The sequence below is a fragment of the Gemmiger sp. An120 genome (genome assembly GCF_002160955.1).
Classification (GTDB): Bacteria; Bacillota; Clostridia; order Oscillospirales; family Ruminococcaceae; genus Gemmiger_A; species Gemmiger_A avium.
In genome coordinates this window covers 92,632-105,615 of sequence record NZ_NFLN01000007.1, presented here as the reverse complement: position 1 = coordinate 105,615, position 12,984 = coordinate 92,632, and the positions used below count along the sequence as shown (strand labels likewise).

The 12,984-nt window shown below is 63.6% G+C and carries 13 protein-coding genes; 8 read left to right on the top strand and 5 right to left on the bottom strand.

Annotated features, from left to right (window positions below; all coding sequences use genetic code 11):
• Positions 1–9: 9 nt before the first annotated feature.
• The 5 genes from B5E65_RS07975 to B5E65_RS07955 form a co-directional block, all read right to left on the bottom strand.
• On the bottom strand, positions 10–1,353 hold the full coding sequence (locus tag B5E65_RS07975) for an MATE family efflux transporter (RefSeq protein ID WP_087171241.1): 1,344 nt from the start codon (positions 1,351–1,353) through the stop codon (positions 10–12).
• 126 nt (positions 1,354–1,479) lie between these two features.
• Positions 1,480–2,370, bottom strand: coding sequence for a ribokinase (locus tag B5E65_RS07970; protein ID WP_087171240.1), 891 nt, complete (start codon positions 2,368–2,370; stop codon positions 1,480–1,482).
• Between the two features lie 23 nt (positions 2,371–2,393).
• Positions 2,394–3,104 (bottom strand): Crp/Fnr family transcriptional regulator, encoded by a 711-nt coding sequence (locus tag B5E65_RS07965; protein WP_087171239.1) that lies wholly within the window; start codon positions 3,102–3,104, stop codon positions 2,394–2,396.
• 107 nt (positions 3,105–3,211) lie between these two features.
• Positions 3,212–3,775, bottom strand: a complete 564-nt coding sequence (locus B5E65_RS07960; RefSeq protein WP_087171238.1) for a CD3072 family TudS-related putative desulfidase — start codon at positions 3,773–3,775, stop codon at positions 3,212–3,214.
• Between the two features lie 68 nt (positions 3,776–3,843).
• Positions 3,844–4,782 (bottom strand): nucleoside hydrolase, encoded by a 939-nt coding sequence (locus B5E65_RS07955; RefSeq protein WP_087171237.1) that lies wholly within the window; start codon positions 4,780–4,782, stop codon positions 3,844–3,846.
• Between the two features lie 356 nt (positions 4,783–5,138).
• Here B5E65_RS07955 and B5E65_RS07950 point away from each other — a divergent pair, with 356 nt between their 5' ends.
• The 8 genes from B5E65_RS07950 to B5E65_RS07915 all read left to right on the top strand — a co-directional run bounded on the left by B5E65_RS07950 (position 5,139) and on the right by B5E65_RS07915 (position 12,928).
• On the top strand, positions 5,139–5,753 hold the full coding sequence (locus B5E65_RS07950; RefSeq protein WP_158098544.1) for an ECF transporter S component: 615 nt from the start codon (positions 5,139–5,141) through the stop codon (positions 5,751–5,753).
• Positions 5,754–5,828: 75 nt separating this feature from the next.
• A complete protein-coding gene (locus tag B5E65_RS07945) occupies positions 5,829–6,626 on the top strand; it encodes an energy-coupling factor transporter transmembrane component T (RefSeq protein ID WP_087171235.1) in 798 nt (265 codons plus the stop codon).
• On the top strand, positions 6,614–7,474 hold the full coding sequence (locus tag B5E65_RS07940) for an energy-coupling factor ABC transporter ATP-binding protein (RefSeq protein ID WP_087171234.1): 861 nt from the start codon (positions 6,614–6,616) through the stop codon (positions 7,472–7,474). The genes B5E65_RS07945 and B5E65_RS07940 overlap by 13 nt, the downstream gene beginning before the upstream one ends.
• A gap of 3 nt (positions 7,475–7,477) precedes the next feature.
• The gene (locus B5E65_RS07935) at positions 7,478–8,287 is read left to right on the top strand and encodes an energy-coupling factor ABC transporter ATP-binding protein (RefSeq protein WP_087171233.1); all 810 of its coding nucleotides are present in this window, start codon (positions 7,478–7,480) and stop codon (positions 8,285–8,287) included.
• Positions 8,288–8,290: 3 nt separating this feature from the next.
• Positions 8,291–9,472, top strand: coding sequence for an MFS transporter (locus B5E65_RS07930; protein WP_087171232.1), 1,182 nt, complete (start codon positions 8,291–8,293; stop codon positions 9,470–9,472).
• A 37-nt stretch (positions 9,473–9,509) separates the two neighbouring features.
• Complete coding sequence (locus B5E65_RS07925; RefSeq protein WP_087171231.1) at positions 9,510–10,265, top strand: nucleoside phosphorylase; 756 nt, start codon at positions 9,510–9,512, stop codon at positions 10,263–10,265.
• 34 nt (positions 10,266–10,299) lie between these two features.
• Positions 10,300–11,361, top strand: coding sequence for a uroporphyrinogen decarboxylase family protein (locus B5E65_RS07920; protein WP_087171230.1), 1,062 nt, complete (start codon positions 10,300–10,302; stop codon positions 11,359–11,361).
• A 124-nt stretch (positions 11,362–11,485) separates the two neighbouring features.
• Positions 11,486–12,928 carry a MerR family transcriptional regulator gene (locus B5E65_RS07915; RefSeq protein ID WP_158098543.1) on the top strand — a complete coding sequence of 481 codons (1,443 nt, stop codon included), beginning with the start codon at positions 11,486–11,488 and terminating at the stop codon, positions 12,926–12,928.
• Positions 12,929–12,984: the final 56 nt, after the last annotated feature.

Sequence of the window (12,984 nt, the reverse complement as noted above, 5' to 3'; positions counted from 1 at the left end):
CGGCAACGGTCAGGCCTCGGGCGGCAGCAGGCGGGCGCGGCGGCGGATGAAGTAGACCAGGCCCACCGTGTCGGCCAGAAACCAGCCGATGGGCACCGCCCACCAGATGCCGGGCAGGCCGATGGCCGGGATGGGGGCCAGCAGATAGGCCAGCGCTACCCGGGTGCCCAGGGATACCACCGACAGCAGAATCGACATCTGGGCCTGCTCCAGGCCCCGGTACAGGCCGTACAGCAGGGTCAGCACGCCGATGCCCACGTAGCAGGCGCCCTCGATCCGCAGGTACTGCACCCCCACGGCGATGATCTCGGTTTCGGCGGGATCAATAAAGATCTGCATGAGCAGCGGGGCAAAGGCCACCACCCCCACCGAGATGGCGGCGCAGAAGCAGGCGGTGATCCGGATGCCCTCCTTGATGCCGCTGCGGATGCGGCCGGCCTTGCCCGCGCCGGCGTTCTGGGCAATAAAGGTACCGAACCCGTTGCCAAAATCGGTGGCGGGCATCATGGCAAAGCTGTCGATCTTGCCGGCGGCGGCAAAGGCGGCCATGACCGTGACGCCGAAGCTGTTCACCAGCCCCTGCACCAGCAGGATGCCGAAGTTCATCACCGACTGCTGCAGGCTGGTGAGCACACTGCTGCGGCCCAGCCGGCGCAGCAGCGCGCCGTCGGGGCGCCAGTCCTCCCGGGTGGGGCGCAGGCCGGGCACGGTGATGAGCAGAATGCCCAGGGCCAGCACCGCCGACCCGTACTGGCAGAGCACTGTGGCCTCGGCGGCCCCGGCGGTGCCCCGGCGCAGGCCCACCACAAACAAAAGGTCCAGCCCCACGTTGCCCAGCGCGGCGGCCACTGTGATGAGCAGCGGCGCCATCGAGTTGCCCACCGCCCGCAGCACCGCCGCGCCGAAGTTAAAGGCAAAGGCCGCGGGCATGCCCAGCAGGATCACCCGCATATAGGCCAGCGCGTCGGGCAGGGCTTCGGCGGGGGTGTTGAGCCAGAGCAGAATGGGCCGCAGAAACAGCGAGGCCAGCACCGTCAGGGCCAGGCTCAGCGCGGCGATCAGCCCGAAAGCGTTGCAGGCGGCCCGGCGCAGGTCGTCGGCGTTGCCCGCGCCGTACAGCTGGCTGAACACCACCCCGCTGCCCATGCACAGCCCCAGCAGCACGCTGGTGAGCAGTACCATCAGGCTGCCGGAAGAGCCCACCGCCGCCAGGGCGGTAGGGCCCAGCCAGCGGCTGACGATCAGGGTATCGGCCACGTTGTAGAACTGCTGTAGCAGGTTGCCCGCCATAATGGGCAGGCTGAACAGAATCAGGGCGCGCCGCACGCTGCCCTGGGTCAGGTCTCGGGTCATGGTTCCTCCTTGGAAAATGCCGTGATTGGGCCAAAAAAACAGCCGCCCCGCCAATGTGGAACGGCAGCAGGGGAGAGGGCCGTCCGGACCCTCTCCCCGATAGTATAGCATATTTTTCGGATCCGGTCAGTGGCTGCACAGAAAATCCAGCACTTCCTCCCGCTGGGGAATGCTGGGGGCGGCCCCCGGCCGGGACACCGCCAGCGCCGCCGCCGCCGAGGCAGCCCGCAGCGCCTGGGCCACCGGCTCGCCCTGGGCCAGCCAGGCCAGGAAATACCCGCAGAAGGTATCCCCGGCGGCGGTGGTGTCCACCGCGGTGACCGGGAAGATGCCCTGCCGCACCGTCTGGGTGTCGTCCTCGTAGACGCAGCCGTCCCCGCCCAGGGTCAGCATCACACGGGCACGGGGATACCGGGCCCGCAGCGCCGCCGGGATCCGGGCCGGGTCGTTCTCGCCGGAGAGGGCGGCGCCCTCGATCTCGTTCAGGATCAGGATGTCCACGCAGTCCAGCGGGTAGTCCAGCAGTTCCGGGGTGATGGGGGAGGGGTTGAACGCCACCGTCAGCCCCCGGCGGCGGCCCTCCTGCAGCAGCCAGGGCAGCTCGTTGGTCTCGTTCTGAAGCAGCAGAATGTCCCCGGCCTCGCAGCCGTCCAGCATGGCGGACAGGTAGTCCCGCTCCAGCGCGCCGTTGGCCCCGGCGGTGACAATGATGCTGTTCTGCCCCTTGGGGTCCACCTGGATGATCGCGTGGCCGGTGGGCAGGGAACTCTCGGCCAGCAGGCTGTCGTCCACCCCCGCCTGGCGCAGGGTCTGGCGCAGCAGGCCGCCGTCCGCGCCCACCGCCCCGGCGTGGCGCACCCCGGCCCCGGCCCGGGCCAGGGCCACCGTCTGGTTCAGGCCCTTGCCTCCTGCCGCCTGGGCAAACCCGGCGGCGGCCAGGGTCTCCCCGGCCTGTACAAAATGGGGCACCTGATACACCTTGTCGATGTTCAGCGAGCCCGCGCAGAGAATCTTCATGGCAAATACGCCCTCCTTTTTGATTACAGTCCCTGGCAGTAGGCCGCCAGCAGATCGGCCTGCTCCCGGGTGATGGTGATGTGCCCGTGCACCACCGAGCACAGCCCGTCCATCTTCAGATCGTCCAGATACCGGTACAGGCTGCGCAGGTGGATGTGCAGCTGCTCCGCCATTTCCCGGCGGGTGATCCGGATGGTGTGGGGGAACTCCCGGGCGTCCCGGCAGTTGTGGTGCAGAAAGATGGCCAGGTTGTCCCGCGGATGGTGCAGCGCCTGGTATTCGGTGCGGTTCATGGCCCGCTCGGCCAGGATGCACAGATCCTGCAAAGCCAGCCGCAGCAGCGGCACGCTGACCTCCAGCGCGTCCATCATCAGCGGCGCCGGAATGCTGAACATCAGGCTGGGACGGCTGCTCACCACGGTGGCGGTGTAGCTGTCGTAACCGCTGAGCTGCTCCATCAGGCCGAACATCTGGGTCTTTTCCGGGGCGTCCTGTACGCTACAGCTGCCCTTGCGGTTGTAGCAGATCACCTGCGCGGCCCCCCGCACCAGCACCCAGACCGTGCGGGCCGGAAACCCGCCCTGGATGAACGGCTGCCCGGCTTCCAGCTCATGCAGGGCGCAGCCGTGGGCACACAAAGCGGCCAGTTCCGGGGCGGCATGATTCCGCCAGCCGGCGGGAGAGAAGGCTTCCGTCAGCACTTTGTCCAAGCAATCCAGTAAATATTTGTCCATAATATCCACACGCTTTTCGCAAAATAGGTGACAATTGGCATTTTTTGCAGGCCTCGGCACATGATACAATCAAGTCAAACAATCCAACAAGATATTGTACATCTTGCTTAATCTGCCGGCAAAAGACCCATGCATTTCTCCGGTTCCGGAGCAAACAGCGAGCGCACGATCACCCGGTCCTGCCAGCCGCGCTCGGCCAGCATTTCGGTCAGCACCCGCATGAACACGCCGGGGCGGCGCACCAGCTGGCAGGAGGCCAGGGTATCGTCAAGGCCCTGGCGGCCGTCAAAGGAGCCGTACCAATCGGCGGTACAGGTATAGTCTACCCCACAACTGGGGCTTCCGTCCACCCCTACAACGCCCAGAACCTCAAACCGTTCGCCGCAGGCCAGATATTCTTCCATCTGCTGCAGCACCGGTTCCAGGATGCGGCGGCAGTGGTCGCGGAAAAACGGGTTGTCAAACTGGTCGCTCACATGGCCCCAGCGGTGCGCGCCATAGAGGGTGAACTCCGGGCAGGGCAGCTGGATCAGCTGCACGCCGGTTTCCAGGGCGCGGCCCACAAAGCGGCGGCGCAGCTGCTCTTCCGCGTCGATCTCGGCCTGGTTGTAGAGCACCACCTTGGCGGCGGTGTTCAGGATGCAGTGGGACACGAACAGGATGGATTGCATGGTCAGAACTCCTTTCTGTTAAGAAAAAGCCGCGGGACGCGCAGGCATCCCGCGGAGGGAACGCAGGATCAGGCCCCCAGGGTGCGGAACAGGTATTCCTTGAACCGGTCGGCATGCAGCTTGCTGCAGATGGCCGCGTTGGGCTGCTTGCCGCTGAACCGGTAGGTGTCCACCAGCACGCCGCCGTAGCTGGGGCCGTTCGAAGTATCCACCTCACAATAGTATTCGTCACACTCGGCGATGCAGTCCGGCTCCAGCGCCGCGGCCATGGCGGCCGGGTCGGCCATATCCAGGCAGGGGTAGCCAAAACGCTGCTCGTTCATCTCCATGAGCTGGCGGTTGCACTCCACCGCGAACCGGCCCAGCGGACCGCTCTCGGTCAGCCGCTTCAGGTCGTCGGGCCCCAGGATGGCGTCGCCCAGGCAGGCGTCCCAGCCCACATACACCAGCGGCACGCCGAACTCGGTCACGATGCGGGCGGCCTCGGCATCCTGCCAGATATTGAACTCCGCCACCGGGCTTACGTTGCCGGTGCCCAGGCCCGCGGTGCCCATGCTCACGATCCGGCGCACCCGGCGCATGGTGTCCGGCGCCAGGCGCATGGCCACGGCGATGTTGGTCAGGGTGCCCAGGGTGATGATGTCGATGGTGTTCGGCTCATGGGCTTCCAGCGCTTCCAGAATTTTCAGCACGCCGTTGCCGGGGGCTACCTTCAGCCGGGTGGGCACCAGACCGATATCGCCCATGCCGTCCTGGCCGTGGGTCTCGTAGGCAAACTCCAGCTTCTTGAGCAGCATCTCGGTGCAGCCGATGTACACCGGCGGCTCGTAGCTGCCGGCCCGCTCGATGGTGGTCAGGGTGTTGGTGGCCGCCTGGTGGGCGTGGACGTTGCCGGATACGGTGGTGAAGAACAGGATCTCGTACCGTTCGTCGTTGAGGGCCATGGCGATGGCCATGGCGTCGTCCGAGCCGCAGTCGGTGTCGATGATGATCTTGCGTTTGTCCATTGGGGGATGCCTCCTTATAAGTTTTTAATCTTTTATTATAGTGTAAATTAAAACTTGCGTCAATGGAATCCCCTTTTTGAATTCTGTCTGTTTTGCACAAACAATTCCCATCAAACTTTTACAAAAACCCCTCATTTTTTGTGAGATGCGCCTATAAAATGTCCGATATACATGAACATATCGACAAAAATCATGGGTAATTATACATAAATCTTGTCAACAAAGTAGAATCGTAGTATACTGTACGTAGTTGGTATAACGCGTGTCGACCCCCGGGGCGGCCCGGGCGGCGGACGATGGGCCGCCGCGCACGCTTTTTGTCCGCATACACACCCGTCAAAATTAGGAGGTACATCATGAAAGAGAAAAAACATTCCATCAAAAGCGATTTTTCCATGCTTGCGATCCTGATCATCCCCATTGCGGTGGCGGTCAACTTCGTGGGCGGCCAGCTGGCCAGCCTGCTGAAGCTGCCCATGTATCTGGATACCATCGGCACCATCTTCGCGGGCATGCTGTGCGGGCCCTGGGTGGGCGCTGTGGCCGGCGGCCTGACCAACGTGGTCACCGGTATCGCCAACCCGGTCAACTTTGCGTTTATCCCCGTTAACGTGCTGGCCGGCCTGGTCACCGGTTTCCTGGCCCGCGGCAAGATGTTCGGCACCTGGTGGAAGTGGCTGATCTCCATGGTCATCATGGCCTTCGTGTCCATCGCCAGCGCGGCCCCCATCGTGGTTCTGGTCTACGGCGGCGTGACCGGTTCCGGCACCTCCCTGATCACCGCGGCGGCCATGGCGGCGGGCGCCAACATCTGGGCGGCGGTTATCGGCACCGAGGGCATCTGGACCGTGATGGACCGCATCATCTCCTTCCTGATCGGCTACCTGGTCATCCGTGTTATCCCGGCCCGCACCCTGGTTAAGTTCGGCTGCGGCGAGAACTACATCAAAAAGACCACCGCCGGCAAGTAACCCTTTGCGTATGCTTTGCCGCCTCCCTGCGGAGGCGGCACTTTATATCCATCCATCAGAAGAGGTGACGTACATATGTGGAGAGAAAAGCTGCAGCTTCACAAGAGCAATCCCATCGCGGCGCTGTATCCCTCCTGCAAATTCCTGATCCTGTGCCTGTATGCCATTTGTTCCTTTGTGCTGGGCACCATCGGGGTGGGCGAGGGCAACTACCCGCTGTTTTTGATCCCCTGGTTCTTTATCGTTCCCATCCTCAGCGCGGCCAGCGGCGTGTGGAAACGCTTTCTGCACGCCTTCCGGGCGGTGCTGTTCATCGCCGGGCTGATCCTGGTGGTGCAGTCGCTGCTGATCCCCAGCGAAGTGGTGGTCTGGCAGCTGGGCTTTCTGCATATCTACCAGGCCGGCCTGAAGAGCGGCCTGGGCCTGAGCTTCTCCATCCTGAACATCGCGGGCATGTTCGTGTGGATGTTCCAGACCACCGAGAACAAGGAGTTCACCCGGGCGCTGGAAGATTCCGGCATGAACTACAAGGCGGCGTACGTGTTCATCAGCAGCCTGCAGATGATCGACGTGCTGGGCAAGAACAGCCGCACCATCATGAACGCCCAGCGGGCCCGCGGCGTGGAGACCGAGGGCAACATGATCGTGCGCGCCAAGGCGTTCTTCCCCTCGCTGGTGCCGCTGATCGTGGGCGCCATCACCAGTTCCGAGGAACGTGTGCTCACGCTGGAATCCAAGGGTTTTGACGTGAACGGACCCAAGACCCATCTGTTCGAACTGAAAAAATCCGGCAAGGAGCCGCTGGCTGCCGGTATTGCCATCGTGGTGGCGGTAGCCGTGATCGCAGGGAGGATCGTACTATGGGTGTTGTGATCGAATTTAAAAATGTGACCTATTCCTACCCGCTGACCGACGAGCCGGTCATCCGGGATATGAGCTTTTCCCTGGAGGCCGGCAAGTTCTACGGCGTCATCGGCGAGAACGGTTCCGGCAAGACCACCCTGTGCTCCCTGATCCGCGGCTTTGCCCCCAGCTTCTACAAGGGCGAGCTGGAGGGCGAGGTGCTGGTGCACGGCAAGCCCACCGTGGATCACGGCCCCGGCGAGCTGTCGCTGAAGATCGGCTATGTGTTCCAGAATCCCTTCAACCAGATCAGCGGCGTCAAGGACACCCTGTTTGAAGAGGTGGCCTTCGGCCTGGAAAACTTCGGCGTGCCGGTGGACGAGATCGAGGACCGGGTGCTGGAGGTCATGAAGCTGACCAACATCCTGCACCTGGCGGAAAAGAACCCCTTTGAACTGAGCGGCGGCCAGATGCAGCGGGTGGCGCTGGCATCGGTTATCGTGCTCAAGCCGGACATCCTGGTCATTGACGAGCCCACCAGCCAGCTGGACCCGGAGGGCACCGAGAGCGTGTTCAAGATCATCGAGGAGATGAAGAAGGAAAAGAAGACGGTTATCCTGGTGGAGCACAAGATCGACCTGGTGGCGGAGTACGCCGACGAGGTGCTGGTGCTCAAGGACGGCCGCCTGATCCGCAAGGACGCCACCGCCAAGGTGCTGACCGATATGTCCCTGGCCGAACAGGGCGTGCAGCTGCCCCAGATGGCCATTCTGGGCAACCGCCTGGTGGAGAGCGGTGTGCCGCTGCGGTACATCCCGGTCACCGAGGCGCAGGCCTGCGAAGTCATCGGGGAAGCAATGCGAAAGGGGGGCAAGTAAGCCATGGCATACATCGAGATGCGGGATGTCAGCTTTGAATATCCCGGCGGCTTTCTGGCCGTGGACAATATCAACATCCGGGTGGAAAAGGGCGAAAACCTGGCCATTGTGGGCCAGAACGGCGCCGGCAAGACCACCACGGTCAAGATGCTCAACGGCCTGCACCGCCCCAGCAAGGGCGATGTGATCATCGGCGACATGAACACCAAGGATCACACCACCGCCCAGGTTTCCCGGGTGGTCGGGTACGTGTTCCAGAACCCGGACGACCAGATTTTCCACTCCACCGTGCTGGGCGAGGTGGAATTCGGCCCCAAGATGATGGGCCTGGACGAGGATACCCTGAAAAAACAGGTGGACTACGCGCTGGAGATCACCGGCATGGAGAAGTTCCGGGAGGAAAACCCCTACAACCTGCCCCTGTCCACCCGCAAGTTCGTGACCATCGCCGCGATCATCGCCATGAACACCGAGGTGATGATCTTTGACGAACCCACCGCCGGCCAGGACCTGGAGGGCAACATCCGCCTGGGCAACATCCTGAAGGAACTGCACCGCCAGGGCAAGACGGTGATCACCATCTCCCACGATATGGAGTTCGTGGTGGCCAACTTCGAGCGGGTCATCGTAATGGCCAACAAGAAGGTGGTTACCAGCGGCACCCCCCGGGAGGTATTCTGGAACTTCCCCGCGCTGGAGCAGGCCATGCTCAAACAGCCCTACGTGAGCCGCGTGTGCCATGCCCTGGGCGTGGGCGAGGACGTGATCACCCTGGAGGAAGCGGTGGCCGCGATCCGGTCCCGCTGCGTCTGATCTATGGCGCGGCCCCGTTATCGGGCGGCGGCCTTTGAGGCCCTTGCCCTGTATCTGCTGACCGGCGCCGCCTGCATCCTGGTGGGCAGCAGCATGACCCACCTGATGGATCATTTCGGCGTCAGCCTGGCCCAGGTGGCCGCCATCCAGTCCGCCTACGCGCTGGGCCGGATGAGCACCGTGTTCCTGACCGGCTGGATCACCGAGCGCTTCGGCGTGCGCACCAGCCTGCTGCTGGGCACCGCGCTGCTGCTGGCTTTCCTGGGCGGTATCCCGCTGACCCACAACTATTTTGTGGGCCTGGCGCTGGCCTTTCTGGGCGGCGCGGGCATGGGCAGCCAGGACGCGGCCTGCCCCGTGATCCTGAGCGCCGTGTATCCCAACAGTTACGCCAGCATGCTCAGTGCCGGGCAGGCGCTGTTCGGGGCCGGGTGTTTCCTGCCGCCGCTCATCATGAGCGTGGCCCTGGCCGCGGATCTGCCGTTCTATGTAAGCTACTATGCTTTTGCCGTACTGGCGCTGGTGATGCTGCTGGTTCTGCCGTTCATGAAGCTGCCCGAGATGAGCCATCTGGCCACCGAGGGCGGCCACACCGCCCACGCCATCCGCCTGCGGGTGCGCTGGCTGGGATTTGCGCTGTTCGCGGTGATCTGCTTCGCCTACAGCGCCGTGGTCAACACCATCAACCTGTACACCGCCACCTTTGCCGAGGGCCTGGATCTGCCGGCAGCCCTTGCCGCCAACCTGCTGACGGTGTATAATCTGGCCAGCATGATCGGTTCGCTCTGCTTTACGGCCATTCTGCGCCGCACCCCGCCCATCAAGGTGCTGATCGGCAACTGCGTGATCGCCCTGATCGCCCTGGGCGTGGCCGTCTGGCTGCAGCATCCGGCCGGGTTCTTTGTGGGGCTCGCGGTGGCGGGCTTCTTCCTGGGCGTGCTGTTCAGCGTGATCGTTACCCTGGCCACCGGGCTCAAGCCCAGCCATGCCAGCCTGGCCGCCGCCGCCGTGGCGGTGGTGAGCGGCGCGTCCGACACCGCCAATCCGCTGATCACCGGCCCGCTGCTGACCACCCTGGGCATGGGGATGGCCTATCCCTACACCATGCTGGTGCTGGCGATCACCCTGGCCGCGTCGCTGGGGTTTGCCGCGCTGGCCCGGCCCCGTTCTTCCGAAACCGTATAACCGTTTTCTTATTCAGTCTGAAAAGGAGTGATCTCGTATGTACATTCAGAGCAAGGAAGTGCTGGACAGCGAAGGCCGTCAGTATCACATCAAGTGCAAAAAGGGCGACGTGGGCCGCTACGTGCTGCTGCCCGGCGACCCCTTCCGCACCGATATCATCGCCCGCCATCTGGACACCCCCCAGCTGGTGGCCCACAACCGGGAACACAAGGTCTGGACCGGCACCCTGCTGGGTGAAAAGGTCACCGTGGCCAGCACCGGCATGGGCTGCCCCTCCACCGCCATCGCCGTGGAAGAGCTGATCCACTGCGGCGCGGAGTGCATCATCCGGGTGGGCACCTGCGGCAAGGTGTGCGACGCCAGCTTTGACGAGAGCCTGTCCGGCGTGGTGATCACCGGCGCCGTGCGGGACGAGGGCACCACCATCCATTACGTGCCCATCGAGTACCCGGCCATTGCCAACCGCCATGTGGTGGACGCGCTGAGCCGCGCCGCCAAGGCCCGGGGCTTCAACTTTGCCGAGGGCATTGCCCAGTGCAAGGATTCCTTCTACGGCCAGCACGATCCCGACAGCATGCCCAACAGCGCCCGCCTGCACGAGCGGTGGGAAGCCTGGCGCAAGGCCGGCGTGATGGCCAGCGAGATGGAGACCGCCGCCCTGTTTGTCATCGCCTCCATCCGGGGCGTGCGGGCCGGCGCGGTGATGGCCTACTTTGCCATGAACGACGAGACCATTGAGATGGCCTGCGACGCGGTGCGCATCCTGATCGAACAGGACCGGGCCGCGCAGTAATCTACCTCCCAAAGAAGAAAGGAGCGAGCGAATTATGTCCATGACACCCCGCGAGCGCGTACTCGCCGCCCTGGACCACAAAGTTCCCGACCGCATCCCCCTGGATTTCTGGGCGGTGCCGGAGGTATGGGAAAAACTGTACGATCATCTGGGCACCCGGGACCCGGAAGCGGTCCAGCAGGCGCTGCACAGCGATATCCGCGCCTTTGAGCCGGATTACATCGGCCCGCCGCTGCGCAAGATGCCGGACGGCACCTTTTACGACCGGCTGGGTACCCATCGCCGCCTGGTGAACAACGGGTTCTGCACCTACGACGAGTATGCTTCCTTCCCGCTGGCGGACATCGAGGATGTCAGCGAACTGGACGACTACGAGTGGTGGCCCAATCCGGATCACTACGACTACGAGGGGCTTTCCAAGAAGATCGGCAACGCCCATGATACCTACTACATCAAGCTGGAGACCGGCGGCATCTATGAGTTTGCCTGGGCGCTGCGGGGCATGGAGCAGTTCATGATCGACATGCTCACCGAGCCGGAGATCGCCGCGGGCATCATGAACCGCCTGACCGATTTCTTCTGCGAGTACATCCGCCGCTGCATGGAGGCCGCGGGCGACAAGTTTGATATGGTTTATACCTACGACGACATCGCCTCCCAGAACGGCCTGCTCTTCTCCAAGGAACTCTGGCGCGAGCTGGTGCGTCCCTGCCACGAGCGGCTGAACAAGGTTATCCACAGCTACGGCAAAAAAGTCATGTACCACAGCTGCGGCGCGGTGTATCCCCTGATCGGCGAACTGGCCGACAACGGCATGGACGTGCTGAACCCGCTGCAGCCTCTGGCCGCCGGGATGGACTTTACCAAGATCAAGACCGAGTTCGGCAAGCGGCTGTGTTTCCATGGCGGCATCGACATTCAGCAGATGCTGCCCCACGGCACCCCGGACGAGGTGCGCGCCGCGGTGCGCAGCGCCATCGACCGTCTGGGCCCGGATGGCTACATCCTCACCAGTGCCCACCATATCCAGGCGGACACCCCGGTGGAGAACATCCTGGCCATGTACGACGAGGCCGTCAAATATCCTCTGGGCTGACCGGAATATCGTTCGGGCCGCCGGCGCAAAATCTGCGCCGGCGGCCCGTTTTTTCTGCAAAAAGCTTGACCTTATACCCGGTCTATAGTGTATGCTGAAAGCAGAAAAGGAGGGGGGGATCGGTATGACCATCCGGGAACTGTTGGATGCAGCCGGCATGGACCGGACCACCGTGTATTATTATGAAAAGGAAGGGCTGGTCCATCCGGCCCGGCAGACCAACGGCTACCGGGATTACTCCCAGACGGATCTGACCGAACTGCAGCGGATCAAGCTGCTGCGCCGCCTGGGGGTGCCGCTGGAGGAGATCCGCGCCCTGCAGGCCGGCGAGCGCCAACTGTCCGATACCCTGACCCGCCGTCTGGCTGAACTGGAATGCCAGCAGGCCCGGACCGCCCGGGACCAGGACACCTGCCGGGCCATCCGGGACGCGGGGGTGGGCTACCGGGAACTGGACCCGAACCGGTTTGCTGCGCCCCAGCCCGCGCCGCAGCCGCTTTCCCCGCGGGAACCGGAACCTTTCCGGGACGCGCCCCTGCCCCTCTGGTGCCCCTGGCGGCGGTACTTTGCCCGGGCGCTGGACATGGCGATCTGGTCGCTGCCCTTTCTGGCGTTTGTCACCCTGATCTGCCACACCAACATAACCCGGCACGGCACGCTGGTCTCCTGGATGGACCTGGCGGCAAGCGTCCTGCTGACCCTGGCGCTGGAACCGGTCTGCCTGCATCTGTGGGGGGCCACGCCGGGCAAGATGGTGTTCGGGCTGCGGGTGGAAAACGCCGACGGTACCCGCCTGACCTGGAGCCAGGCAATGGCCCGCACCCGGCGGGTACTCTGGGAGGGCACAGCGCTGTATCTGCCCCTTGTCTCCCTCTGGCGGATGTACAAAAGCTATCAGGAGTACACCGACTACCGGGCAAACGGCTGGGACCGGGAAGAGGAATACCATTATATAGTAAAGCCCGGCCATTGGCGGCAGAACACGGGTTTTGTGCTGGGCATGATAGGTTGCTATGGCCTGAGCGTGGTGCTGGTGCTGATGGCGGGCTTTGTGCCGCACACCGGCCCGCTCACGGCGCAGCAGTTTGCCGACAATTACAACTTTCTGGCCCGGTACAACGGCGACCCCGCCTACCTGCTGCAGCCGGACGGCAGCTGGGCGGAGTCCGATCCCTACAGTTATGTTGTTGATTTTTCCGGCGGCCCGCTGCCGATGACCATTGAGACCGGCGCGGACGGATTTGTGGAATCGGTGACCCTGCGGGAGGAATGGGACAGAGAGACTTTTCTGGCTTTCTGGCCCGAATACGATATGCAGCTGGTTTCCATCGCCTTTGGGGCGGGGGAGGGCGGCTGGTGGAACAACTGGGGCCTGCTCTACAGCCTGCCCGGCCGTCTGGAAAAGCAGACCGCCTTTGAGCCTTTTACCCTGGCCTGGGGGAAGGTGCGGATGGAATGCCAGGTGGAGATGGAGGGCTTTCTGTCGGGGGACCCCTATCTGATGGTGGATGAGACGGCCCCCCGCAGCGAGGGGTGGTTTACCTTTACCATACGAGGCGCGGAGTAAGCGGATCCGGGGGAATCAACGATCCCCCCGGGCCCCCCGAAGTCGCGGGCCGGAAT